A 25,050-nucleotide genomic window follows, 5' to 3' on the forward strand; every position below is an offset into this window, starting at 1 on the left:
CGCGTCCTCAGGCGACCCGCGCCGCCTTCGCGCGGGCCAGATCGGCGCAGAGCTCGGTGGTGAACCGGTACGCGACGAGCACTTCGTCGATGACGCGGGCCTTCTCGTCGTCGTCCCAGGGCGCGGCATCCAGCTGCTCCCGGTAGACGCGCTTGAACGCCGACGGATCGGCGATGTCGGCGAAGAGGTAGAGGCCGATCCCGTTCGTCTCGAAGCCGAACCGGCGCTGCAGCACCCGGCCGATCGACGGGCCGCCCGACAGGTCGCCGAGGTAGCGCGTGTAGTGGTGCGCGACGAAGCCGCCCGGCCACTGGGATGCCAGGTGGCGGATGCGCGACACGTACGCCTGGGTCGTGGGGAGCGGGGCGATCCGCTCGCGCCAGTCGGGACCGATCAGGAACTCGAGGTCGGCCGCGATCGCGGGGAGGCGCGTCAGCTTGTCGCTGAGGAACACCGACACGACGGGGTGGTCGCGCAGGAGAGCGGTACCGGCCTCCAGGGCCTCGTAGATGAACCAGTGCTGCACGACGTGCGCGATGTAGTCGTCGCGCGTACCGGTACCCGTGATGAGGTCGACCATGAAGTCGGTGCATTCGGACGACGTGTGGGCCGCGCTCGACCGCTCCCGCAGGGCGGCGGAGAACGAAGCGACGGCGTTCATGCGGACATCATACGCAACGGGTTAGGTGAACCTAACTCCTATGACGCATCTTGTACGGCGAATCCCCGGTCAACCGTGATGCAGACGTGACTCCGCCGGGGTGGAAGCGGACGCCCCGATTGTTCAGCGTGTGTTTGAATTCTTCGAGCGCCGCTTCGTCGCGCGCGGAATCGTGGGGTGGACATGCGGGGTTGGCGCCGATCTGCGGCCGTGGTGGTCGCGGGAGCCAGCATCATCGCCCTCACCCTGTCCGGGTGCACGCCCGAGTCGACGGCATCCATCAAGGTTCCCGACCAGGTGCAGGCGGAGCTTCCGGGCGACACGGTCACCCAGTTGCAGGATGCCGTGACCTCGGCGATGGCGATCACCGGTTCGACCGGCGCGATCGTGGGCGTGTGGGCGCCGTGGAGCGGCACGTGGGTCGCGGGCCTCGGCACGCAGGGTCCGGGCGGCGCGGAGGTCACCACCGACATGGGCTTCCGCGCGGCGGACGTGACGCGCTCGATGACGTGTGACGTCGTCTACGAACTCGCGGCCGACAAGACGTGGTCGCTCGACGACCCGATCACGAAGTGGGTCAGCGGGCTGCCCGGCTTCGACGACATCACGCTGCGCCAGCTGTGCGACGGGACGTCCGGTCTGGGCACGTACGGCGACATCCTCCAGAACCAGGTGCTGAGCAAGCCCGATCGCGCGTGGAACGGCCGCGAGCTCATGGCGTACGGCATCGCCAGTCCGCGCCGTAACGCGCCGGGTGCGGCCTACGCCGGGTCCGACACGAACTACCTCCTCGCCGGCTTGGCCATCGAGCGCGCGACGGGCGAGACCCTGTCCGACGTCCTCGCGCAGCGCGTGGCCGGACCGCTCGGCTTGAGCGGGACGTCGCTGCCCGGGCCGACCGCCGCCGCACCCTCGGACAACGCCCTCAACGGGTACTGGTCGCAGAAGAACGGCGACGCCTGGAACTGCACCGATCCCGGAAACTACACGGTGACGTCGGCGAGCTTCGGCGCCGGCGCATCCGGCGCCGTCACCGACATCGCGGATCTCGGTCGGTACGCGCAGGCCCTGGCGACGGGCGCACTGCTGCCCGACGGCAACGACCGCTTCGCGAACCCCGTCCCCGTGAGCGCGGACGCCCCGACCTGGTTCACCGCCGCGGGCGGCGCCTACCAGGCCGGATCGCTGATCGGGCAGTTCGGCTCTGCGCCCGGCTACATCGTCGGCGCGTTCGCCGACCCCTCCACCGGGATGTCGGTCGCCGTCGTCCTCAACAACTCCGGCGCCAACGAGATGGCGGGCGCGTGGCTCGCGTGGGAGCTGGCCGCGATCGCCTCCAAGGCGCCCGCCGCGAACGGCCGCACCACCCCCGAGGCCGGTCTGCCGTGGACCGCGCAGCAGATGCGCGACAACCTCAACACGATCGCCATCTGCCCGCCCGCCGCCCAGTGATCTCGCGCGTGACCCGTCGCGCGGTCGCGCCGTGACCGCGCGCACCGGTCGCGGGACCGCCGCGGCCCTGGTGCTGGTCGGACTCGCGTGCCAAGAGGTCGGTGCCTCGTTCGCCGTCCTGCTCTTCCCGCGAACCGGGCCGCTCGGCATCGTGATGCTGCGCCTGGTCTTCTCGGCGCTGCTCCTCCTCGCGATCGCGCGGCCCCGGCTGCGCGGGCACAGCGCGGGCGCGTGTCGCTCGGTGGTGTGGTTCGGTGTGGTGCTGGCGTCCATGAACGGGCTGTTCTACCTGGCGCTGAACCGCCTGCCTTTGGGCGTCACCGTGACGATCGAGGTGCTCGGGCCGCTGACGCTGTCGATCCTCACCGCAACGGGGATCGCGCGGTGGCTGTGGGCCGGTCTCGCGCTCGCGGGTGTGGTCGCGCTCGGCGCCGGCGGGTGGGACCGCCTCGACGCGCTCGGGGTCGTCTTCGCGCTCGGTGCGGCGGCCAGCTGGGCGCTGTACATCCTCGCGTCGGCCCGGGTCGGGCGGGAGTTCCCGCGCCTCGACGGCCTCGCGCTCGCGATGAGCGTGGGTGCCGTGATCGCGCTGCCGTTCGGTATCGCGCAGGCACAGGGTGCGCTGCTGCGGCCCGACGTCCTCGCGCTCGGGGCCGCGGTGGCCGTGCTGTCGTCGACGATCCCGTACGCCCTCGAGCTCATCGCGCTGCGCCGGCTGCCGGCGTCGGCGTTCGCGATCATGATGAGCCTCGGTCCGGCGACGGCGTCGCTCGCGGGGTTCCTGCTGCTCGGGCAGCACCTCTCGTGGCTCGAGATCGCCGGAATCGGCCTCGTCATCGCGGCGAGCATCGGTGCGGTGACGGCGGCGGGGCGGCGACCGGCGAGCGAACCGGTCGTCTGACACCGGATGCCACGCCCCGGCGCCCCGCGCCAGCGGCATCCGCTGTTTATCTTCGAGGGGTAGAACGGACGCATGCCCATCATCGACAGCGCCGTGTACGTGGACGGTCACCGGATCGAGAACCCGTCGAGCCTCGACCAGACCTTCGAGTACATGGAGGCCCACGGCGGCATGGCGTGGATCGGGCTCCTGCGGCCCTCGCCCGCGGAACTCGAACGCGTCGCGAAGGAATTCTCGCTGCACCCGCTCGCCGTCGAGGATGCGCTCGCCGGACACCAGCGCTCCAAGCTCGAGCGCTACGGCGGCAACCTCTTCGCCGTGCTGCGGCCCGCGCGCTACGACGATGCGACCGAGACCGTGCACTTCGGTGAGCTGCATGTCTTCGTCGGGTCGGACTACGTCGTCACGGTCCGCCACGCGGAGGTGCCGGACCTCGCGCAGGTGCGCCGCCGGCTCGAGGGGCAGCCCGAACTGCTCGCCCGCGGACCCGAGGCGGTGCTGTACGCGATCCTCGACGAGGTGGTCGACCAGTACGACCCGGTCGCGGCGGGGCTGCAGAACGACGTCGACGAGATCGAGGACGCCCTCTTCGGCACGGGCGACGTCGAGCTGACGCAGCGCATCTACGAACTCGCGCGCGAGGTCATCCACTTCCAGCGGGCCACCGAGCCGCTGCGCGACATGCTGGAGGCTCTCCTCCGCGGCGCCGAGAAGTACGGGGTCGACATCGAGCTGCAGCGGTCGCTCCGCGACGTGCTCGACCACGTGCTGCGGCAGTGCGACAAGCTCGGCTCCCTCCGCGCGATCCTCGACAACGCGCTCACCGTCAACGCCACGCTCGTCACGCAGCGGCAGACCGAGACCTCGCTGGAGCAGAACGAGCAGGTGAAGAAGATCTCGGGCTGGGCGGCGATCCTGTTCGGGCCGTCGCTGATCGGCGCGATCTACGGCATGAACTTCAAGAACATGCCCGAGCTCGATTGGACGTTCGGGTACCCGATGGCGCTCGCGCTCATGGCCGCGACGTCGTTCGGGCTCTGGGTCACGTTCAAGCGCAAGCACTGGCTGTGAGGCGCAGCGACCGGCTCTCCGGCGCGCTTCACGGGCGCAGAGGGCCGGATGCCGATGATGTAGAGGTGACTGACACCACTCCTTCGGGCTCCGGCTCGGGTTCCGTCCCCGGCGATGGCGCCGGCGCCGGGACTCCCGCCGAGCCGATCACGACCGCGTCCGTGCACCTCGAGGACGAGGGGTACCACAAGCGATTGAGTTCGCGGCAAGTCCAGATGATCGCGATCGGTGGTGCCATCGGCACGGGCCTCTTCCTCGGGGCGGGCGGCCGTCTCGCCCAGGCGGGCCCGGCGATCGTGCTCTCGTACGCGGTGTGCGGCCTGTTCGCGTTCTTCATTCTGCGGGCGCTCGGTGAGCTGGTGCTGCACCGGCCGACCTCCGGCTCGTTCGTCTCGTACGCGCGCGAGTTCTTCGGGGAGAAGGCGGCGTTCGTCTCGGGCTGGTTCTACTGGATCAACTGGGCGACCACGACGATGGTCGACATCACCGCGGCCGCGCTGTACATGAACTTCTTCGGCAAGTACGTGCCGTGGATCGGCGCCGTTCCGCAGTGGGTGTGGGCGCTCGCCGCCCTCGTCACGGTGCTCGCGGTGAACCTCGTGTCGGTCAAGGTCTTCGGCGAGCTGGAGTTCTGGTTCGCGCTCATCAAGGTCACGGCGCTCGTGGCGTTCCTGCTCGTGGGCATCTACTTCGTGATCTTCGGCACGCCCACCGGGGCACCCGTCGGGTTCTCGCTCATCGCCGACAACGGCGGCTTCTTCCCCAACGGCATCCTGCCCGCGATCATCCTCATGCAGGGCGTCGTGTTCGCGTACGCCTCGATCGAGCTGATCGGCACGGCCGCCGGTGAGACGAAGAACCCCGAGAAGGTCATGCCGCGCGCGATCAACTCGGTCATCATCCGCGTCGCCGTGTTCTACGTCGGGTCGGTGCTGCTGCTCTCGCTGCTGCTGCCGTTCACCGCCTACTCCAAGGACGAGAGCCCGTTCGTCACGTTCTTCGCGTCGATCGGGGTGCCCGGCGTCGACGTCATCATGAACCTCGTCGTGCTCACGGCGGCGCTGTCGTCGCTGAACGCGGGGCTGTACTCCACCGGCCGCATCCTGCGCGCGATGGCGGTCGCCGGGTCGGCGCCGAAGTTCGCCGCGCGCATGAACAAGGCGGGCGTGCCGTACGGCGGCATCGCGATCACGGCGTTCGTCGCGCTGTTCGGAGTCGTCATCAACTTCGTGGCGCCCAGCGACGCGTTCGAGACGGTGCTGAACGTGGCGGCCGTCGGCATCCTGGTGACGTGGGCGACGATCATGCTGTGCCAGATGCGCCTGAAGAAGCTCGCCGACCGCGGTGAGCTCGTGCGCCCGTCGTTCCGCCTCTTCTGGGCGCCGTACACCGGGTACCTGACGCTGGCGTTCCTGCTCGTGGTGCTCGTGCTCGTGTTCGTCGACTCGCCCGCGACCGCGCTCGTGGCGCTGGTCGCGAGCATCCTCATCGCGATCGGGTGGTTCGCGCGCCGCAAGCGCATCGCCGAACTCGCCGAGGAGCGCGACGGTTACACCGGCACGGTCCCGGTGGTGCCGAGCCCGTTCTCGAAGGAGTAGGCGCGGCTGTTGGCGTGAGTCGCCAGGATTTGTCGCTTCTCGGCGAGCCGAGGCGACAAATCCTGGCGACTCACGCGCGTTACAGCGGCCAGCCGGTGTACGCCTCGGCCAGGTAGGCCCGGCCGTTCTCGGACTCGACCACCGAGCGCAGCTCGCCGAGCTGGCGGCGGCGGTCGAAGTCGGTGGCATCCGGAGTCACGTGCAGGAGGCTCGTCATCCACCACGAGAAGTGCTGCGCCTTCCAGATGCGGTGCAGCGCCCGCTCGGGGTACGTCTCGAGCGGGCGCGCGTCGCCCTCGAGGAGCAGCGCGTTCAGCGCGGCGGCGAGCAGGCGCACGTCGGCGACCGCGAGGTTCATGCCCTTCGCGCCGGTGGGCGGGACGGTGTGGGCCGCGTCGCCGACGAGCGCGACCCGGCCGCGGAGCAGTTCGTGCGCGACGAAGCTCCGGAAGCGCAGCACGTCGCGCTGGAAGATCGGTCCTTCCTTGAGCGTCGTACCGGGGACGCGCTTCTGCAGCTCGTCCCACAGCTGCGCCTCCGAGTACGCCGCGGTGTCGGTCTCGGGATCGCACTGGAAGTACATCCGCTGCACGGTCGCTGACCGCTGGCTGATCAGCGCGAAGCCGTCGGGGGAGTTGCTGTAGATCAGCTCCTCCGAGCTGGGCGGCGCTTCGCACAGGATGCCGAACCACGCGAACGGGTATTCGCGGAAGTATCCGCCCGTGCTCGATCCCGTCACCGCGGCGCGGGCGACGCTGCGCGATCCGTCGGATCCGACGACGAACTCCGCCTCGATCTCGAACGGCTGCCCCTCGGCGTCCCGCGCGATCACGCGGGGGCGGTCGGTCTCGGCATCCACGACGCTCTCCGCCGTGACGCCGAACCGCAGGTCCTGCCCGGCGGCGAGGCGCGCGGCGATGAGGTCCTTCAGCACCTCGTGCTGCGGGTACAGCCACACGGACCGGCCGACGAGAGAGGGGAAGTCGATGCGGTGCCCCTCGCCGGCGAAGCGCAGTTCGATGCCGTCGTGGCGGTGCCCGACGGTCCGGACGCGCGACGCGTCGCCGAGCGTGTCGAGCAATTCGACCGTGCCCTGCTCCAGGATGCCGGCGCGGATCGTGCTCTCGATCTCGTCGCGCGAGCGCTGATCGATGACGACGGACGGGATGCCGCTGGCATCCAGCAGGTGCGAGAGCAAGAGCCCCGCGGGGCCGGCGCCGACGATCGCGACACGGGTACGGACGGTGGTGGTCATGGCGTCTCCTTCGACGGGTACCCGCCGATGTTCGCCGCAATGCGCCTCGGTCGCTGCCGCATTCCCAATGAACGGGCAGGTTTCCGTCCGCGTGAGGGGTCAAAATCTGTCGCTTCGACGCGTCGCAGGCGACAGATATTGACCCCTCACGCGAGGGAGAGGGTCAGCGGCGGTAGCCCAGGGCGCGCTCGGTGTCACGGGCGGCGCGGTGCAGCTCGCCGAGGGCGAACTGCGTCTCGGCGTCGCGCGGCAGTACCACGGACAGCGCTGCGATGACGGCACCGGTCTCGTCGCGCACCGGCACGGCGACGCCGGTGGACACCTCGTCGACGTAGCCCGGGGCGATGACGTGGCCCAGCGTCCGGATCTCGGCGAGCGTGCGGCGCAGTGCCGCGGGGTCCACGATCGTCGACGGCGTCACCGGCGTGAGCGGCCCCCCGAGTACACGCTCCTGCAGGTCGTGCGGACCGAACGCGAGCAGCACGAGACCCGACGACGACGCGTGCAACGGCAGCCGTCCCGCGACGCGCGTGATGTTCGCCCCCGAGTCGGGTGCGCTCAGCCGTTCGAGGAACAGCGCCTCGCCCTGCTCGAGGATCGCGAGCTGCGTGTGCTCGCGCACCCGCACCTGGACCCGCTCCATGAACGGCAGCGCCGCCTGCCGCAGACGCAGCGCGTGCGACGAGCGCGTGGCCAGCTCCCACAACCGCATGCCGACGCGCACCCGGCGCTCCTCGTCGCGCTCGAGGAGTCCGGCATCCACCAGTTCGTTCACGATCCGGTGCGCGGACGAGCTCGGCAGGCCCGCCCGGCGGCCGATCTCGGCGGTCGTCTGCGCGGTGCGCGTGGGGGTGAAGGTCTCCAGGATGCGCACCAGACGGTCGGTCACCGAGTCGCCGGAGGGGGAGTTGGCCATGGACTCAGGATGCCACGACTCCCATTGAGCGGGAACGCACTGGCGCGCGACTCGGCGCATGCCGGAACATGGATCGGTCGAAGGAGACCCGATGTCCCGCACCCCCGCCGCTGCCCCCGAATCGCTCCTCGCCGCCCCCGACCAGGCGACGCAGGACGAGATCACCCGCGAGATCCAGGCCGCGCACGCCGCGCTCGAGGCCCGCGAGGCCGCGGGCGAGCAGCTCCCCGCGACCGCGTACGACTTCCCCGCGTACCGGTCGAGCGTGCTCCGCCACCCCACGAAGAACCCCAAGCTCGTCGACCCCGAGACCATCGAGCTGTTCTCGCCCGCGTTCGGGCAGCGCGACGTGGCCGCGATCGAGTCCGACCTCACGCTGCAGCACGCCGGCGAGCCCCTCGGTGAGCGCATGACCGTGCGAGGACGCTTGCTCGACTCGTGGGGGCGGCCTCTCGCGAATCAGCTGATCGAGATCTGGCAGGCCAACTCCGCGGGGCGCTACATCCATCAGCGCGACCAGCACCCCGCCCCGCTCGACCCGAACTTCACCGGCGCCGGCCGCGCGATCACCAACGACCAGGGCGAGTACGCGTTCACGACGATCAAGCCCGGCCCCTACCCGTGGAAGAACCACCGCAACGCGTGGCGTCCGGCGCACATCCATTTCTCCGTGTTCGGCACGTCGTTCACGCAGCGCCTCGTGACGCAGATGTACTTCCCCGGCGACCCGCTGTTCGCGCTCGACCCGATCTACAACAGCATCCACCGGCAGAAGGACCGTGACGCCCTCGTCGGCGTCTACGACCACGACCTCACCTCTCCCGAGTGGGCCACCGGCTACCGCTTCGACATCGTCGTCGACGGCCCCGACCAGACGTATTTCGAGCAGGAGGGCGACGCATGATCCCCCCGAAGACCCACCGCCCGACCCCCGGCCAGACGGTCGGCCCGTTCTTCGCCTACGGCCTGGAGTTCCCGAAGCAGCACGAGGTCGCGTTCCCGCACTCGCCCGGCGCGATCGTGCTCTCCGGCACCGTGTACGACGGCGCGGGAGCCCCCATCCCGGACGCGCTCGTCGAGATCTTCGCGGCGGATGCCGACGGCTCGGTGTCCCGCGCGCGCGGCGCGTTCCGCCGCGACGACCACACGTTCACCGGCTTCGGTCGCGCCTTCACGAACGACGAGGGGCACTACGAGTTCTGGACGCGCGAACCCGGTGGCACGGCGGCGTTCTTCGCGGCGATCGTCTTCGCCCGCGGCCTGCCGAACAAGCTGCACACGCGCATCTACGTCCCGGGCGACGACGCCGCGCTCGCCGCCGACCCGCTGCTGTCCTCGCTCGACGCGGACGAGCGCGCTAGCCTCGTGGCGACGCGTACGCCCGACGGACACCTCCACCACGACATCCGGCTGCAGGGCGAGAAGGAGACGGTCTTCCTTGCCTTCTGACCCCCTCGACGCCGGGCTCCTCTCGCCGGCGACCGTCGGTCACGACATCCTCGTCTCGGATCGGGCGTACCTGGATGCGCTCGTGCGCGCGGAGTGCGCGCTCGTCACGGCCTACGCCGACCGGGGGATCGCCCCCCGCGAGATCGCGGTCGCCGTGGATCACACGTTCGGCCTGGACGAGAAGTACGGCTCCCCGTCGCTGGGCATCGACCTCGGCGCGCTCGCGGCCGCGTCGGTGGCCGGCGGCAACCCCGTGATCCCGCTCGTCGGCGAACTCAAGGGTCGCGTGCCCGCCGAGTGCCGCCCCTGGATCCACCGCGGGGCGACGAGTCAGGACATCCTCGACACCGCGACGATGATCGTCGCGCGCGCCGCGGTCGCGCAGGTGATCGCGTCCCTCACACACGCCGGACAGTGGCTGCGGGCGCTCGCCGAGACGCACGCCGACACCGTCGCCGCGGCCCGCACGCTCACGCAGCACGCCGTGCCCACGACGGTCGGTGCCCGCGCGGCGGCGTGGGGGCGTGGCATCCATCGCTCCCTGGCGCGGCTCGAGGCGCTGGTGTTCCCCGCGCAGCTCGGCGGCGCCGCGGGGACGTTGGCGTCGTTCGTCGAGATCACGGGATCGGTGGATGCCGCTGCCGCCCTGCCCGCGGCGTACGCCGGGGCCGCGGGGCTCGACGTCCCCGACGCGCCGTGGCACGTCACGCGCTGGCCGGTGACCGAGCTGGGCGACGCGCTCGTGCAGGCGATCGACGCGCTCGGCGCGTTCGCGGCCGACGTCGCGACCCTCAGCCGCACCGAGATCGGCGAGGTCGCCGAGGGCACGGGCGGTGGATCCTCGGCCATGCCGCAGAAGCAGAATCCGGCCGAGGCCGTGCTCATCCGCTCCGCCGCGCTGCGCGCGCCGCAGCTGGCCGCGACGCTGCACCTGGCATCCGCCCTCGCCGTCGACGAGCGTCCGGACGGCGCCTGGCACGCCGAGTGGCCGACGCTGCGCGAGCTGCTGCGCCTCGCGCTGGGTGCGTCCTGGCACGCCTCGTCGCTCGCGGCGCATCTGCGCGTGGACACGGATGCCGTGGCCCGCAACCTCGCGCTCACCGGCGGCCGCATCGTCAGCGAGCGCCTGCGCGGCGTGCTCGTGCCGCTGATCGGAGCGGACCGCTTCGCCGCGATCGTGAGCGGCGACGGCGACCTCGGGGAGGCGCTCCGCGCGCTGCCCGAGACCCGCGACCTCGACCTCGACGCGCTGCTCGACCCGGCCGGCTACGTCGGCCTCGCGCCGCGCCTGGCCCGCACGGAGGACCCCCGATGATCGCGCTCACCGCCCCCGTCGGCCCCGCCGACGCCCCGCTCGTCGTGCTGGGGCCGTCGCTCGGCACCTCCACGATCCTGTGGGAGGACGTCATACCGCTGCTGGCCGACGACTACCGCGTCGCGGCGTGGGACCTCCCCGGCCACGGCGTGGGCCCGGTGGCGACCGGCGCGTTCACGGTCGCCGACCTCGCCGACGCCGTCGCCGCGGCCGTCCCCGAGGAGACGTTCCTCTACGCCGGGGTCTCGCTCGGCGGCGCGACGGGCCTCGAGCTGGCGCTGCGGCACGGCCCCCGGCTGCGGGCCGCCGCGATCGTGGCATCCGGGGCTCAGCTCGGCGACCCCGAGGCGTGGACCGCGCGGGCCGCGCAGGCGCGCACGCAGAGCACCTCGAGCCTCATCATCGGCTCGGCGCAGCGGTGGTTCGCCCCCGAGTCCATGGCCCGGCGCCCCGAGCTCAGCGGTCGCCTGCTGCACGTCCTGCAGGACGCCGACGACGAGAGTTACGCCCGGTGCTGCGAAGCGCTCGCCGCGTACGACGTGCGGTCGTCGCTCGGGGAGATCGAGGTGCCGGTGCTCGCGGCGTGGGGGCAGTTCGACGCCGTCGCGCCCGAGGAGAAGGCCGTCGAGATCGCCGCGGGCGTCGCCCACGGGCGCGCCGTGCGCATCGACGACGCGGGACACCTGCCGCCCGCGGAGCAGCCGGAGGCCGTGGCATCCGTCCTCCGCTCGTTCTTCGCCACCGTCTCGGGAGAGGACGCCTGATGGCCACCGACCAGGAACGCTACGACCAGGGCATGGTGGTGCGCCGCGAAGTGCTGTCCGACGCGCACGTCGACCGCGCCACCGCTGCCGCCACCGAGCTCACCGCCGACTGGCAGGACTTCATCACGCGCGTGGCGTGGGGCGACATCTGGTCGCGGCCCGGGCTGGACCGCCGCTCGCGCTCGGTCGCGGTGCTGTCCTCGCTCATCGCCCACGGGCACCACGAGGAGCTCGCGATGCACCTGCGCGCCGCGATCCGCAACGGCCTGACGATCGACGAGATCCGCGAGGTCATCCTGCAGTCCGCGATCTACTCCGGCGTCCCTGCGGCGAACACGGCGTTCCGCATCGCCTCCGAGGTGTTCCGCGCGGAGGCGTGAGGGGTCAATTTCTGTCGCTTCCGGATGCCAGAAGCGACAGAAACTGACCCCTCACGCGGGTGCCGGGCGGGTGCCGGGCGGGTGTGGGGCGGGTGCGTCACGCGGGCTGATGCGGGGGATCAGAAACGCTTATGTCGGAATCGGGCATAAGCGGGTAGCGTCGAAGGCGAACCCCAGAGAGAGTGAGCGACGATGCTTCTCGAAAGAGACCTCATCCAGTCCGTCGGATTCCGCAACGTCCGCGAGGGCGGTGAGATCACCGGCTTCCAGTTCCGTGTCCGGATGCCGTCGTACCGCGGCATGGCCGCCTCGCTCATCGACGGCATCGGCGTGAGCATCCCCGGGCTCGTCGACGTCGCGCCCGACGTGCCGCTGTGGACGCTGCAGGGCAAGCAGTACACGCTCGCCGAGCTGTGGGACGGCGACGGCGTGCGCTGGCCGCTCGAGGACGCCGCGATCGTGACCGTCCCGCTCCCGGGCGGTCTGCCCGACGGCGTGCACGAGCTGTCGATCGAACTCCGCCTGCGGATGTCGTACATCCCGCAGGAGCACCAGCCCAGCACCTACCGCGTGACCAAGCACGTCACGCTCGCGCCCGAGGCATCCGGTGCTCCCTTCCAGTACGGCGTCTCGCTCTACAGCTACATGAGCGACTTCGGCACGGTCATGGACCTCGAGACCGCGATGGCCTCGATCGCCGACATCGGCGCGACGGGCCTGGAGATCCTCGGCGAGGCGCACATCCCGAACTACCCGAACCCCTCCGACGAGTGGGTCGAGCAGTGGTTCGCGCTGCTGCAGAAGTACGGCCTCGAGCCGACGAACTACGGCTCCTGGATCGACACGCGCCTGCACTCCAGCGGCCCGAACGCCCGTGACATGACCGCCGAGGAGGGCGCCGCCGTCCTGCAGCGCGACCTGCGTCTCGCGAAGCGCCTCGGCTTCCGGTTCGTGCGGCCGAAGATCGGTGTCGTCTCCAGCGACCTCGTCCCGCACCCGATCTGGACCGAGGCCGTCGAGGCGTCGCTCCCGCTCGCGGAAGAGCTCGACGTCATCATCTGCCCCGAGATCCACTCACCGACGCCCATCAAGCACGAGGTGGTCGAGGACTACATCGCCCTCATCCGCCGCACGGGCACGAAGCACTTCGGGCTGCTGCTGGACACCGGGATCTTCCAGGACCGCCCGATTCCGCTCAAGCCCGGCGAGCTGCCCGGCCAGCGCCCGGCGTTCCTCGATGGCATCCATGTCGACCCGAACGACGTCTTCGACGTGATCGACAACGTGGTGTTCATCCAGGCGAAGTTCCACGACATCGACGAAGAGCTCGACGACAAGCAGATCCCGTGGGAGCCCGTGCTCCGCGCGCTGAAGGACGCCGGGTACACCGGCTACCTCTCGAGCGAGTACGAGGGCGAGCGCGAGCCGTGGCGCTCGATCGAGCAGGTGCGCCGCCAGCACTCGCTGATCCGCCAGATCGCCGACCGGCTCTGAGACGGCCGCCGTGCCGAACGGACTGATCCACGACGACAGCCTCCGTCCCCACCCGGACGGGCTCGCGCTGCGGCTGACGATCCCCTGGTACCGCAGCCTGTGGCTGTCGTCGGTCACGTCGCTCGACCTCTCCGTCGACGGGGAACGAGTGGATGCCGATGACCTCCGGTTCGAGCTCGGCGACCGCCGCTACCGGCTCGACGAGCTGCGCGAGCAGAGCGAGACGCTGTGGTTCCTGCAGCAGCACCCGCTGCTGGTGGCTCGGCGCGCTGAGCCCGTCGCCCTCGGCGAGACGCACGAGGTCGTGCTGCACGGCGAGCTGCGCCTGCCGTACATGCAGATCGCGCCCGGGGTCGACGGCGGACCCGGGATGTACGTGCCGAACGTGGTGCACGACGTGAAGACCCTGACGGTCGTCGACGCGGATGCCGCGCCCCCGGCGCTCGTGCACGAGGTGGCGCCCGCGCCTCCCGCGACCGACGACGACCCGTTCCAGCTGGGGCTGACGCTGTACTCCGCCAGCGCGGAGTTCCGCGCCGGATGGTACGACTTCGACGGGCTGCTCGATCGGGTCGCGGAGCTCGGCATCGGACCCGGCATCGAGATCGTGGCATCCCAGATGGTGCCGACCTATCCGGTCGTCGGCGACGACTTCGTGCGCACGTGGCGCGCGGCGTTCGACCGCCACGGGTTCGTCGCGAGTTCGTTCGGGGCCAACCTCGACATGGGGCGCCGGCGCGACCGCGACATGACCCCCGACGAGGAGTTCGCGTTCTCGACGCTCATGTTCGAGGGGGCGAAGAAGCTCGGGTTCCCGCTCGTGCGCATCCAGTCGGCCAAGCCCGACCTGCTGCGCCGGCTGCTGCCGATCGCGGAGGACCTCGAGCTGAAGCTCGCGTACGAGATCCACGCGCCGATGGGCCCGAACGCCGAGCCGATCCTGCGCGTGCGCGAGACGTATGCCGAGCTCGACTCGCCGCTGCTGGGCTTCGTCGCCGACTTCTCCTCGACGATGCACGCGATGTCGCCGACCCTGCTGCGGGCCGTCCGCCGCGCGGGCCTCGACGACGACGCGGTCGCGAAGCTGCAGGAGATCTGGGCGACGGATGCCACCATGCAGGCGCGTCAGCAGGAGTTCCTCGGCTACCTCCGCGGCCGGGACTTCGACCCGGGGCGCCTCGGATCGTTCGCGCACCTCGCCTTCAACATGCACGGCCGCGTCGACCCGCGCGAGTGGGCCGACATCATGCCGCAGATCCTGCACGTGCACGCGAAGTTCTACGACATCGACGACGCCGGCCAGGAGCCGGCGATCGACTACCCCGAGCTCGTGCGCGTGTTCGTCGAGGGCGGGTATCGCGGCTTCTGGTCGAGCGAGTGGGAGGGCCACGCCTTCGCTGAACTCGGCGAGGTCGACCCGCTGCTGCTCGTGCGGCGCCAGCACGACCTCATCCGCGCGTCGATGCGGGCGGTGCCGGCAGTCTGACCGGTCAGCCCCTCAAGAATCCTCTAAACGTGCTAATCGGAGGCTGAGATTGGTGCATTTGGCGGAAAGAAGGGGTCTTGGTCGTGGTCCCTATCGCTCCGCCAGCGGACTCGAATCGTCCGGTGACAGGACGGTCCTTGCCCCGCTTCAGTCCGCCGACACCGTGAGATACACCGTGCGGGCGAGGCGGTCGAGGAGGTCGGGCCAGGCGTATGTGTCGTGCGGGCTCGCCGTCGCGGTCACGCCGAGGCCGAGGTAGCGCACGCACAGGCTGTAGAAGACCTCGAACGCCCAGCGCGCCTCGTCCGGCGCCAGCTCGACGCGGTGCTCCTCGGCGGCCGCGAGCAGCGCGTCGATGAAGACCCCCTGCCCGGCGTCACCGGACACGCGCCCACGCTCGAGGATCTCTGCATCTTCCACGCCCAGGAGGAAGAACGGCGACAGCAGGTCGCGGTTCTCGCGCAGGATCCCCGCGTAGGCGGTGACGATCGCGGCCGTCGCCGCCGCGAAGCCCGCGGCCCCCACGCCGGCCGCGCCGACGCGCTCCGCGGTCTCGACGTCGAGGCGGTCGAACTCCTGGCTCTGGATGAGCCTCAGCAGCCCCGCCTTGCTCGACACCCGGCCGTAGATCGACCCGATGGACACCTCCGCCCGCGCGCTCACCTCCGCGAGCGAGAACTGGCCGGTCCCGCGCTCGTGCAGGAGCTCCAGGACCGCGGCGCGCACCTTCGCGAAGGAGTCGCGGCTGCGCTGCTGCTTGGGCTCGGATACACCGCGCACGGGAGCTCCCGTCCTCAGGCCGTGAGTTCCACGAGGATCGCGGACTGCGGGGGCAGGGGAACGTCCAGCTGGAGGCCGCCGGTCTCGGACACCGTCACCGGCTGCGGGCCGCGGGCCACGCCGTCCAGGGACGTGATGGTCGCGTGCACCGTGGCATCCGTCCAGGGGAGGTTCCGGACCTCGATGCGCACGGATTCCACCCCCGCGGATGCCAGCTCGGGACGCTGCGGCGGCAGGGTCAACCCCAACTCGATCCGCTGTTCGCCGATCGGGATGCGGAAGGTGAAGCGGTCCTCGTCGCGCGGCGCGAGGGCGCTGTCGGGGGCGACGTAGTTCGCCACCAGGACCCGCACGGTGTCGCCGTCGCGGCCGGCGGCGACCGCGAGACCCGACTCGTCTCCGCCCGAGACGGCCAGACGCCGCCCGGTGAGGGCTCGTCCGGCGAGGGCGAGCGCGTGGGATCGCTCGTCGGGCCGCCCGTCGACGTCGCCGACTCCGCCCGGATCGACGAAGCCGTAGTGCGGGTCGCGGCCGCTGTCGGCGCGGAAGAAGAAGGCGTGGTCGATCACGGTGTCCTGCAGGTAGATCGACGTCGCGGCCTGGAACGCGCCCTTCTCGGCGGCCGGTGCGGAGCTGCTCGGGACCGCGAGGTAGTTCCAGTACGAGAGCGTCAGGTCGGTGTCGGCGAACCCGTGACGGTCGAGGACCTCCCGCAGCTGCTGGGACACGAAGCGGTAGTCCAGCGGATCGCGGCTGCCGTCGGTGAACCACAGGAACGAGAAGAAGTGGAGGGGGAGGTCGTTCTCGCGCACGAATTCCAGGAAGCCCTCGCGGTAGGGCGCGTCGGCTTCGAGCGCGAAGGCGAGGGAGGGGCCGCCGACCGTCAGGGTGGCATCCACTCGGAGAACCGCCTCGCAGAACGCGCGATACATGGCGTAGAACTCCTCGGGCTGCCCCGCGAAGTGCAGGGGTCCGAAGTCGGGCTGGTCGCCGAACTCGTAGATCCGGACGGGCTTCGCGGGCCCGCCGGCCCACCCCTGGGAGTAGTGACGGACGATGTGCTCGACGACCCGCCCGTAGAGTTCGACGTCCTCGGCCGGGAGCTTGTTCTTCGGGATGGAGCTGGCCACCGTGAACAGGACCTCGGCGCCGATCGCGTGCACCGCGTCCACCCACTGGTCGGTCGCGGTGAAGTTGTAGCTCGCCGGGTCGTCGGGGTCGGCGCTCCAGTCGGGGAACAGGCTCGTCGGGTTGTCGCGCGTGTCCAGGCGCGAGACCCAGTCGAACGAGCGGACGACCGTCACCCCCGCTTCGCGCCACAGGGGCGTCATGTCGGGGAATTCGGGGTGTCCCTCGACGGGGCCGGGGACGCCGCCGACGCCGTTCAGCGGGCGGAAGGCGCTCTCGCGGGCGGCATCCACGACAAGGGTGCGGGTGGGGGTGTGCGACACGTGCGTCTCCTCGGGGGTCTCAGTAGGGCATCCGCAGGAGGCGGTTCGCGTACTCGTTGGCGATGGGCTCGTCGTGGCGGAGGTGCTCGATGCGCGCGCGGTAGGTCTCCTCGGTGACGGAGTCGAACTCCTCGAGCATCGACTCGATCGACCGCTCGTGCACCGCGCGCACGCGCGGAAGGCGGCGCTTCATGAAGTTCAGCTGCGCGTCCAGCAGGGACTGGTCCTTCGCGAGCTCCTGCGCGAGCACGACACCGTCCTCGATGCTCATCGCCGCCCCCGAGCCGAGGTACGGGGTCATGGTGTGCGCCGCGTCGCCGAGGATCATCACGCGACCGCGGAACCACGGGTACGGCACCCACACGGTCGAGTACGGCGTGTAGGCCACGTTCTCGGCGTGGCGGACGTCCTCGAGCGCGTCGGACAGGAACTCCGACCCGCGGGTCAGGGCGGCCGCGCGGTCGTGCATGATCTCGGCCATCTTGCTCGCGTCGTAGCGCGGGCGCCCCTCCTCCGCCACGGTCAGCACCATGTACATGAGGTCTTCCGACAGGGGCGTGAGCATGATCTTGCCGCCGTAGCCCTGGCAGATGATCGGCTGCATGATCTTGCGGCGGTTCGGGAGTCCCGCGCGCCACGCCACCCCGCCGACGGGGCGCGGAGCGTACTTCTCGCCGAAGTACTCGCGACGGATCTGCGAGTGGAGCCCGTCGAAGCCGAGGACGAGGTCGTAGTCGGCGCGGTCGCCCGAGCTGAACGTGACCGTGGCCGTGTCGGCATCCTGGGCGATGCCCGCGACGGTCGTGCTCATCCGGAACGTGCACCCGTTGGCGAGAGCGTGCTTCGCCGCGAGCTCGAGGAAGGCGATCCGCGACATCGTGACGCAGCCGGGGAGTCCCTCGTCCTGCGTGCCGTAGCTCATGGTGCTCAGGAGGTTGCCGTCGGCGTCGTAGTTGTCGATCCCGGGCGCGGGGTGGCCGATCTCGAGGACGTCCTCCAGGAGACCGATGTCGCGCACGGCCCGCAGGCCGTTGATGCGCAGGCCGAACCCGACGCCGGCGACGCTGATCTCGGGCTTGTCGTCAATGACGTCGACCTTCGCGCCGATCCGGGCGAGGGCCGAGGCCGTGCTCAGGCCTCCGATCCCGGCGCCGACGATCAGGATCCTCAAGGGGTGTGCCATGGCGTGCTCCTCTCTGAGCAGACATCGGGCGTCGATGCGGTGCTCGCCGGGGGCCGCGATTACCGAATCAGGACGATGGTTCGGATTTCGAGAGTAGCCACGGGCTGCCGGGAACGGCGACCGATGCGGGCGGTGGCTTCCCGATGCGGTCCATCACCGTCCCTGATGCGCCGCCGGGGTCACTGCGGCGTGTGCCCCGCGGCGATGAGTCGGCCGGCCTCGGCGAAGAGTCCTCGCATCCACTCGTGCTCGGGATCCCTCGTGTGGGAGGGATGCCACCACAAGGCGCTCACCAGGGGCGTCGCCACGAACGGGAGCGGAACGACGCGGATGCCGCCGATGCGCAGGAGATGCGGCGCGAGGGCGGACTGCACGAGTCCGACGCGGCGGGTGCCGCTGACGAAGTGTCCGACCGAGAGGAAGCTCTCCAGGACGACCTCGATGTGCGGCTCCACGCCGAGCTGCTGGATCTGGCGCGCCGCGGAGGTGAACGCCGAGCGCGACTGGAACGTCAGCACCCAGGGCAGGTCCGAGAGGTTCTTCATGGTGAGCTCCGCGCCGACCTCGGTGTTGTCGTCGGAGACGACCGCGTACCAGTCGTCCTGCCACAGGTCGAGGTAGGGCAGCTCCGACACCGGGCCGTGGGGGATCACCATCGCGTCCGCCGAGCGCAGCCGTGTCGCGGCGTCCTCCACGATGCCGGGGTTGTGCAGCATGTAGCGGAACCGCACGCCGGGCGCGCGCTCGGCGGCGAGGCGCGACACGATCGTGCCGACGGTGACGAAGCCGTAGTCCGAGCCGTAGATCGAGAACTCGCGCGTCGATTCCGCGGGCGACCAGGACGCCTGGCTCTCGAACACGCGTCGCGCGGCCTCGAGCGCCGTCGTCGTGTGGTCGGTCAGGCGCACGGCGAACGGCGTGAGTTCGTACGTGTTGCCGCGGCGGGCGAGGATCTGGTCGTTGAAGTGGACCCGCAGCCGTGCGAGCGAGGCGCTGAGCGCCGGTTGGCTCAAGTGGAGGCGGTCGGCTGCTCGCGTGACACTGCGCTCGGTCAACAGGGCGTCGAGCGCGATGAGCAGATTGAGGTCGAGACGCGACAGCGTCGCATGATCGGTCACCACCATGTGATCCTTCGCTCGGATATGCGTCCCGCCAGTGTATCCACGGTGTCTATGCGCCGCACGTGTGTCATCGCGGGGATGGATGCCATTCCCTCCGGCGGGCCTTATGCGCTCCATCCGCAAGACTTATGTGCTTTTTCGGCGCATCCGTCCAATACTGAGGAACACAGCACAGGCGCTCCACCGAAGGGGCCGCCGACAACGTCGTCAGAAAGGCTGGCCATGACTCAACCCCGCCGTCGCGTCACGCGGCTCGTAAGTCTCCTCGCCCTCCCCGCCACCGCCGCCCTGGTCCTCGCCGGATGCTCCGGCTCCGGCGGTGGCGACACCGGCTCGGGAGATGGGAAGTCGTTCACGTTCACGTTCGCGACGTCCAACGACCTGGAGAGCCCCTACCAGACGCTCGCCAACGAATACCAGCAGTCGCACGAGGGTGTGACGATCACCACCAACCCCACGCCGAACGACAAGTACGGCGAGACCATCCGCACGCAGCTGCAGGCCGGCAACGCCTCGGACGTCATCCAGACCACGCCCGGCTCCGGCGACGCGCGCAGCATCCTCCCCCTCGCCCAGGCCGGCTTCCTCGAGCCGCTCGGCGACACCGCGAAGAACCTCATCATCCCGGGCAGCGAGTCGGTCTACACCGTCGACGGCAAGATCTACGGCCAGCCCCTCGACTTCACGATCGGCGCCATCGTCGCGAGCCTCGGCACCGCGAAGATGAAGGGCCTCACCGACTTCCCGACCACGATGAGCGAGTTCACCGCGGCGTGCTCCTCGATGCAGAGCCAGGGCGCCTCGCTCCTCGCCCTCGCCGGTGCCGCCGGCCCGAACGTGGGTCTCACCATCCAGGGCATCTCGGCGACGCGCGTCTACTCGGCCACGCCCGACTGGAACCAGCAGCGCGCCGACGGCAAGGTCACCTTCGCCGGGAGCCAGGGCTGGAAGGACACCCTCCAGACCTTCATCGACCTGAAGGACGCCGGCTGCTTCCAGCCCGGTGCCGAGGGCGGTGGCTTCGACGCCATCACGAACGGCCTCGCGCAGGGCACCTCGGTCGGTAGCTTCATCCCGTCGGGTGCGGCGGTCGAGATCTCCAAGGCCGCGCCGCCGCAGGCCGAGTTCGCCGTCGAGCCCTTCCCCGCCAAGAGCGGCAAGCCGATGGTCCTCGGCAGCTCGAACTACACGCTGTCGATCAACGCCAAGGCCAAGAACAAGCAGGCCGCGGAGGACTTCCTCACCTGGATGGCCCAGCCCGAGCAGCAGCAGCGCTACTACGAGCTCTCGGGTGAGCTGCCCGTCTCGGCCTTCGACAAGCTCGACCTCAGCGGGACCATCTACGCGCCCGTGGCCGACCTGCTGAAGAACAAGCAGTACACCCCGCTGCCGAACAACATCTGGCCCAACCCCTCGGTGTACGAGGCGCTGCAGACCGGCGGTCAGGGACTCCTCACCGGTCAGACGACCATCGACCAGGTGCTCCAGAGCATGGATGCCGCCTGGGGTAACTGACCTCCTCCGCCGCCCGGGACCCCTGCGGACCCGGGCGGCGGAGCCGCACCCTTCCCCACGGAGACGAGGACGTCATGAGCACAACCCTTCGACCGAGCGAGGCGGCTCGGACCGAGACCGAACGCGTGGTGCTGCCGCGCCGCGGACGGCGCCGCGCGCCGGCTCCGCGACGGCCGGGACTGCTGAAGTTCGGGCACTGGTGGTGGGCCCTCCCCGGCATCGTCTTCGTCATCGGCATCCACTACGTCGCCACGAGCGTCGGCGGCTTCTTCGCCTTCACGAACTGGACCGGCATCGGCGCCTTCCAGCTGATCGGTCTGGACAACTTCGTCAAGATCTTCCAGGACCCCACCAAGCTCGGCGCGCTGGGGAACACCCTGTTCCTCGCCTTCGGTTCGGTGATCCTCAGCAACATCCTGGGGCTGGCCTTCGCTCTCGGCCTGAACCGCGGTCTCAAGTCCCGCTACGTGCTGCGGACCCTCTTCTTCATGCCGGTGGTGCTCAGCCCCCTGGCGACCTCGTACATCTGGAAGTTCATCTTCGACTACAACGGTCCGCTCAACATCGCGCTGCGCGGTCTCGGGCTCGGCAACGTCGCCCGCGCGTGGATCGCCGACCCCACGTGGGCGATCTGGACCATCCTGATCGTGCTGGTGTGGCAGAACATCGGCTTCGCGATGGTCATCTACATGGCGGGTCTGGCCGCGGTGCCGGTCGAGATCGAGGAAGCCGCCGCCATCGACGGTGCGAACCTCTGGCAGCGGTTCTGGCACGTGACCCTGCCGTCCATCCGCCCCGCGGTCGCGATCGCCACGACGCTGGGCCTCGTCAACGGTCTGCGCGTCTTCGACCAGATCATGGCCCTGACCGGCGGCGGCCCCGCCGCGGCCACCGAGACCCTGGCGACGCAGGTGTACAAGCAGTCGTTCGCCCTCGGCAACTTCGGCTACGGCGCGGCCCTCGCGCTGCTGCTGACCCTTATCATCCTGGTCTTCGCCGTCGTGCAGCAGCGTGTGACCGCCGGTCGCTCCGAGGAGTCCTGACATGTTCCGCTACACCAAGCTCACAGCGCTCCGCGAATTCGGCTTCTGGCTCCTCGCGCTGGTCTTCCTCCTGCCGTTCTACTTCCTGATCACCACGGCGCTGAAGTCCGACCGCGAGGTCATCACGTCGTCGACCCTGGCGCCCCCGGCGGCCCCCGACTTCGGCAACTTCCTCAAGGTCCTCACGGCCACCGGTAACTCCAACGTCGTGATGGGCCTCGTCAACAGCATCGTGATCACCGCCGGCAGCATCGTCCTACTGGTGCTGCTCGGGTCGCTGACCGGGTACGTGATCGCCCGCAGCACCCGCCGCTGGAGCCGCGCCGTCTACTACCTGTTCCTCATCGCGATCGTGCTGCCCACGCAGCTCGGCACCGTGCCGCTGTACATCGGAGCCCGCTCGCTCGGACTCACCGGCTCGGCCTGGGGCATGATCATCCTCTACACCGGGATGCTGCTGCCGCTGTCGATCTTCCTGTACGCCGGCTTCTTCCGCGGGCTCGGCACCGAGTACGAAGAGGCGGCCACCATCGACGGGGCGAGCCGCACGCAGATCTTCTTCCGGATCGTCCTGCCGTTGATGTCGCCGGCCACCGGCACGGTCGCGATCCTCGCGGGACTCATCGTGTGGAACGACTTCTTCACGTCCCTGATCTTCCTCGGCGGCTCCGCCAACCAGACCCTCCCGGTCGCCATGTACTACTACATCGGCTCGCTGGTGTCGGCCTGGAACAAGATCTTCGCGATCGTCATCGTCTCGATGATCCCGATCCTCGCCTTCTACCTCTTCGCGCAGAAGCGCTTCATCCAGGGCTTCGCCGGCGGCCTCAAGGGCTAGGGCGCACCCCGATGGATGCCAGGGCCCCTGGCATCCATCGGTCGTCGCGCCCGCACAACGAAAGGACCCCCATGTACCAGCTCGCTCCGAACATCGAACTGCTCTTCACCGAGGCCGGTGACTACCACGACCGCGTGCGCGCGGCGGCCGCCGCCGGCTTCGACGCCGTCGAGATCTGGGGTCCGACCGGCGTGGACGCCCCGGCGACGCCGAAGGACCTCCCGGCCCTCAAGGCCGCGCTCGAGGAGACCGGTACGCAGCTCACGGCGCAGCTCGCCGAGCCGCGCACGCAGTTCATGATCCCGCCGTGGGATCACTCGGAGTTCTACCGCAAGCTCGACGAGGGCGTCGCGATCGCGCTAGACCTCGGCTGCCCGCGCATCGTCGTCGGCAGCGGCACGGGCTTCGGCGGCTGGAAGCGCCAGGTGCAGCTCGACAAGCTGATCGAGATCTACCGGAAGGCCGTCGCGCAGATCGACGGCTCGGGCGTGACGCTCGTGCTCGAGCCGGTGAACGTCCGCGTGGACCACCCGGGCTCGCTGCTCGACCGGACGTCCGAAGCCGTCTACGTCGCGCGCGGCGTCGACTCGCCGCAGTTCGGGGTGCTCTACGACATCTACCACTCGGCCGTCGAGGGCGAGGACATGGAGGCGGAGCTCGCGAACGCGGGCGACCTCATCAAATACGTGCAGCTGGCCGACGCCCCCGGCCGCGGGGAGCCGGGCACGGGTGACCTCGACTGGGCCGAGCGCTTCCGCCTCCTGCGCGCGAGCGGCTACGACGGGCCGATCGGCCTCGAGTACTACCCGACCATCGAGTCCGCGGCATCCGTCGCCCACATCGTCGAGCTGGGGCGGACGGCATGAGCACACGCGAGTACCCGGAATCGGTCGACGTCGCGATCGTCGGCAGCGGTCCGACGGGCGCCGCGTACGCCCGCGTGCTCTCGGAGCGGGCACCGGGCCTCACCATCGCGATGTTCGAGGTGGGTCCGACGGTGTCCGACCCGCCCGGTGCGCACGTGAAGAACATCGCCGATCCGGCCGAGCGCGCGCGTGCGCAGGTCGCCTCCGAGGGGCCGGGGGAGCGGGGGACGAAGGTCGCCAGCCCCGGTGCCGCCAAGGCGGGGGTGCGCGGGGCGCGTCCCGGAACGTTCCTGCTCGAGGACGGCTACGTCTTCGAGGGGGAGAACGGCCTGCCGGTCGCGGCGATGTCGAGCAACGTCGGCGGCATGGCCGCCCACTGGACCGGCGCGTGCCCGTGGCCCAACGAGAGCGAGCGCATCGCGTTCCTCCCTGACATGGACGAACTCCTCGTCGAAGCGGAGCGCCTGCTCGGCGTCACGCGGAACGCCTTCGACTCCGCCCCGTTCGGGGAGATCGTGCGCGAGCGCCTGGCGGTCGCGGTCGATGCCGGCCGCACCGAGGCGACGAAGGTGCAGCGGATGCCGCTCGCCGTGCACCGGCGCGATGACGGCCGTCTCGTGTGGTCGGGATCGGACGTCGTCCTGGGGGACGCCACGCGGGCGAACCCGGGGTTCACGCTCTTCGACGAGTCGCTCGTGACCTCGGTGGTGCTCGCCGACGGGCGCGCCGCCGGGGTGGTCGTACGCGACCTCCGGACGGGCGAAGAGCACGAGATCGCCGCGCGGGCGGTCGTCGTCGCCGCCGACGCGCTGCGCACCCCGCAGCTGTTGTGGGCCTCGGGAATCCGCCCGGCCGCGCTCGGGCGCTACCTCAACGACCAGTCCCAGGTCGTGTACGCCTCGCGCCTGCGCGACGTCGCCCCGCTCGGGGACGACTCCCCGACCACCGGCCTCGCCGAGTACAGCGGCGTCAGCTGGGTGCCGTTCACCGACGCCGTGCCGTTCCACGGCCAGATCATGCAGCTCGACGCCTCGCCGATCGCGCTCGCCGAGGACGACCCGGTCGTCCCCGGCTCGATCGTCGGTCTCGGCCTGTTCTGCGCGAAGGACCTGCGGGCCGACGACCGTGTCGAGTTCGACGACGCGCACGTGGACGGGTACGGGATGCCGGCTCCCCGCATCCACTACGTCCTCACCGATCGCGACCACGAGGTGATTGAACGCGCCCGCGCGGAGATCACGCGTCTGGCCGAGGCGGTCGGCGACCCCGTCGGCGACCGGCCCTTCACCCTGCCGCTCGGTTCGTCGCTGCACTACCAGGGCACCACGCGCATGGGGACCGAGGACGACGGGACGAGCGTGTGCGACGTCGACAGCCAGGTCTGGGGCGTCCCGGGTCTGTTCGTCGCCGGCAACGGCGTCATCCCCACCGCGACGGCGTGCAATCCCACGTTGACGTCCGTGGCGCTGGCGGTCCGCGGAGCCCGCGCGATCACGGCATCCCTCGTCTGA

At 70.4% G+C, this 25,050-nt stretch carries 23 protein-coding genes; 16 read left to right on the forward strand and 7 right to left on the reverse strand.

Annotated elements, in window-relative coordinates; genetic code table 11:
• Positions 1 to 7: 7 nt before the first annotated feature.
• Positions 8 to 661 carry a heme oxygenase (biliverdin-producing) gene (locus RKD05_RS06920; protein ID WP_424708944.1) on the reverse strand — a complete coding sequence of 218 codons (654 nt, stop codon included), beginning with the start codon at positions 659 to 661 and terminating at the stop codon, positions 8 to 10.
• 183 nt (positions 662 to 844) lie between these two features.
• On the opposite strand from RKD05_RS06920, the gene RKD05_RS06925 reads away from it, so the two are divergent.
• The 4 genes from RKD05_RS06925 to RKD05_RS06940 all read left to right on the forward strand — a co-directional run bounded on the left by RKD05_RS06925 (position 845) and on the right by RKD05_RS06940 (position 5,683).
• On the forward strand, positions 845 to 2,113 hold the full coding sequence (locus tag RKD05_RS06925; RefSeq protein WP_424711785.1) for a serine hydrolase domain-containing protein: 1,269 nt from the start codon (positions 845 to 847) through the stop codon (positions 2,111 to 2,113).
• A 31-nt stretch (positions 2,114 to 2,144) separates the two neighbouring features.
• Positions 2,145 to 3,014, forward strand: coding sequence for an EamA family transporter (locus tag RKD05_RS06930; protein ID WP_424708945.1), 870 nt, complete (start codon positions 2,145 to 2,147; stop codon positions 3,012 to 3,014).
• Positions 3,015 to 3,086: 72 nt separating this feature from the next.
• Entirely contained in the window at positions 3,087 to 4,085 is a 999-nt protein-coding gene (corA, locus tag RKD05_RS06935) for a magnesium/cobalt transporter CorA (protein WP_424708947.1), read from the forward strand.
• A gap of 146 nt (positions 4,086 to 4,231) precedes the next feature.
• Positions 4,232 to 5,683 carry an amino acid permease gene (locus tag RKD05_RS06940; protein ID WP_051038656.1) on the forward strand — a complete coding sequence of 484 codons (1,452 nt, stop codon included), beginning with the start codon at positions 4,232 to 4,234 and terminating at the stop codon, positions 5,681 to 5,683.
• A gap of 79 nt (positions 5,684 to 5,762) precedes the next feature.
• Here the strand turns inward: RKD05_RS06940 and RKD05_RS06945 are convergent, their stop codons facing one another.
• Positions 5,763 to 6,938, reverse strand: a complete 1,176-nt coding sequence (locus tag RKD05_RS06945; protein WP_424708948.1) for a 4-hydroxybenzoate 3-monooxygenase — start codon at positions 6,936 to 6,938, stop codon at positions 5,763 to 5,765.
• Between the two features lie 163 nt (positions 6,939 to 7,101).
• Positions 7,102 to 7,854 (reverse strand): IclR family transcriptional regulator, encoded by a 753-nt coding sequence (locus RKD05_RS06950; RefSeq protein WP_424708950.1) that lies wholly within the window; start codon positions 7,852 to 7,854, stop codon positions 7,102 to 7,104.
• Positions 7,855 to 7,945: 91 nt separating this feature from the next.
• Between RKD05_RS06950 and pcaH the strand changes: the two genes are divergently transcribed.
• The 7 genes from pcaH (at position 7,946) to RKD05_RS06985 (ending at position 14,742) form a co-directional block, all read left to right on the forward strand.
• Positions 7,946 to 8,758, forward strand: coding sequence for a protocatechuate 3,4-dioxygenase subunit beta (pcaH, locus tag RKD05_RS06955; protein WP_424708952.1), 813 nt, complete (start codon positions 7,946 to 7,948; stop codon positions 8,756 to 8,758).
• Positions 8,755 to 9,303 (forward strand): protocatechuate 3,4-dioxygenase subunit alpha, encoded by a 549-nt coding sequence (gene pcaG, locus RKD05_RS06960; RefSeq protein WP_424708953.1) that lies wholly within the window; start codon positions 8,755 to 8,757, stop codon positions 9,301 to 9,303. The genes pcaH and pcaG overlap by 4 nt, the downstream gene beginning before the upstream one ends.
• Entirely contained in the window at positions 9,293 to 10,618 is a 1,326-nt protein-coding gene (locus RKD05_RS06965) for a lyase family protein (RefSeq protein WP_424708954.1), read from the forward strand. The genes pcaG and RKD05_RS06965 overlap by 11 nt, the downstream gene beginning before the upstream one ends.
• A complete protein-coding gene (locus RKD05_RS06970; protein WP_424708956.1) occupies positions 10,615 to 11,382 on the forward strand; it encodes an alpha/beta fold hydrolase in 768 nt (255 codons plus the stop codon). The genes RKD05_RS06965 and RKD05_RS06970 overlap by 4 nt, the downstream gene beginning before the upstream one ends.
• Entirely contained in the window at positions 11,382 to 11,762 is a 381-nt protein-coding gene (gene pcaC / locus RKD05_RS06975; RefSeq protein ID WP_424708957.1) for a 4-carboxymuconolactone decarboxylase, read from the forward strand. The genes RKD05_RS06970 and pcaC overlap by 1 nt, the downstream gene beginning before the upstream one ends.
• Before the next feature lie 192 nt (positions 11,763 to 11,954).
• Positions 11,955 to 13,256 (forward strand): C-glycoside deglycosidase beta subunit domain-containing protein, encoded by a 1,302-nt coding sequence (locus tag RKD05_RS06980; RefSeq protein ID WP_424708959.1) that lies wholly within the window; start codon positions 11,955 to 11,957, stop codon positions 13,254 to 13,256.
• Positions 13,257 to 13,266: 10 nt separating this feature from the next.
• Entirely contained in the window at positions 13,267 to 14,742 is a 1,476-nt protein-coding gene (locus RKD05_RS06985) for a C-glycoside deglycosidase beta subunit domain-containing protein (RefSeq protein WP_424708961.1), read from the forward strand.
• Positions 14,743 to 14,889: 147 nt separating this feature from the next.
• Here the strand turns inward: RKD05_RS06985 and RKD05_RS06990 are convergent, their stop codons facing one another.
• From RKD05_RS06990 to RKD05_RS07005, 4 genes are all read right to left on the reverse strand, one after another.
• Positions 14,890 to 15,522 carry a TetR/AcrR family transcriptional regulator gene (locus tag RKD05_RS06990; protein ID WP_424708963.1) on the reverse strand — a complete coding sequence of 211 codons (633 nt, stop codon included), beginning with the start codon at positions 15,520 to 15,522 and terminating at the stop codon, positions 14,890 to 14,892.
• 14 nt (positions 15,523 to 15,536) lie between these two features.
• On the reverse strand, positions 15,537 to 16,973 hold the full coding sequence (locus RKD05_RS06995; RefSeq protein WP_424708965.1) for a GH39 family glycosyl hydrolase: 1,437 nt from the start codon (positions 16,971 to 16,973) through the stop codon (positions 15,537 to 15,539).
• 19 nt (positions 16,974 to 16,992) lie between these two features.
• On the reverse strand, positions 16,993 to 18,156 hold the full coding sequence (locus RKD05_RS07000) for an FAD-dependent monooxygenase (RefSeq protein ID WP_424708967.1): 1,164 nt from the start codon (positions 18,154 to 18,156) through the stop codon (positions 16,993 to 16,995).
• Between the two features lie 179 nt (positions 18,157 to 18,335).
• Complete coding sequence (locus tag RKD05_RS07005; RefSeq protein ID WP_424708968.1) at positions 18,336 to 19,274, reverse strand: LysR family transcriptional regulator; 939 nt, start codon at positions 19,272 to 19,274, stop codon at positions 18,336 to 18,338.
• A gap of 225 nt (positions 19,275 to 19,499) precedes the next feature.
• Here RKD05_RS07005 and RKD05_RS07010 point away from each other — a divergent pair, with 225 nt between their 5' ends.
• The 5 genes from RKD05_RS07010 to RKD05_RS07030 all read left to right on the forward strand — a co-directional run bounded on the left by RKD05_RS07010 (position 19,500) and on the right by RKD05_RS07030 (position 25,050).
• Positions 19,500 to 20,792 carry an extracellular solute-binding protein gene (locus RKD05_RS07010; RefSeq protein WP_424708970.1) on the forward strand — a complete coding sequence of 431 codons (1,293 nt, stop codon included), beginning with the start codon at positions 19,500 to 19,502 and terminating at the stop codon, positions 20,790 to 20,792.
• 74 nt (positions 20,793 to 20,866) lie between these two features.
• Positions 20,867 to 21,835, forward strand: a complete 969-nt coding sequence (locus tag RKD05_RS07015) for a carbohydrate ABC transporter permease (RefSeq protein WP_063259063.1) — start codon at positions 20,867 to 20,869, stop codon at positions 21,833 to 21,835.
• Position 21,836: 1 nt separating this feature from the next.
• Positions 21,837 to 22,673: a carbohydrate ABC transporter permease gene (locus RKD05_RS07020; RefSeq protein ID WP_063259064.1), complete on the forward strand. Its 837-nt coding sequence runs from the start codon at positions 21,837 to 21,839 to the stop codon at positions 22,671 to 22,673.
• A gap of 71 nt (positions 22,674 to 22,744) precedes the next feature.
• Complete coding sequence (locus tag RKD05_RS07025) at positions 22,745 to 23,539, forward strand: TIM barrel protein (protein ID WP_424708971.1); 795 nt, start codon at positions 22,745 to 22,747, stop codon at positions 23,537 to 23,539.
• The gene (locus tag RKD05_RS07030) at positions 23,536 to 25,050 is read left to right on the forward strand and encodes a GMC oxidoreductase (RefSeq protein WP_424708973.1); all 1,515 of its coding nucleotides are present in this window, start codon (positions 23,536 to 23,538) and stop codon (positions 25,048 to 25,050) included. The genes RKD05_RS07025 and RKD05_RS07030 overlap by 4 nt, the downstream gene beginning before the upstream one ends.

It is taken from the genome of Microbacterium sp. SLBN-111, assembly GCF_049739645.1.
Taxonomy (GTDB): Bacteria; Actinomycetota; Actinomycetes; order Actinomycetales; family Microbacteriaceae; genus Microbacterium.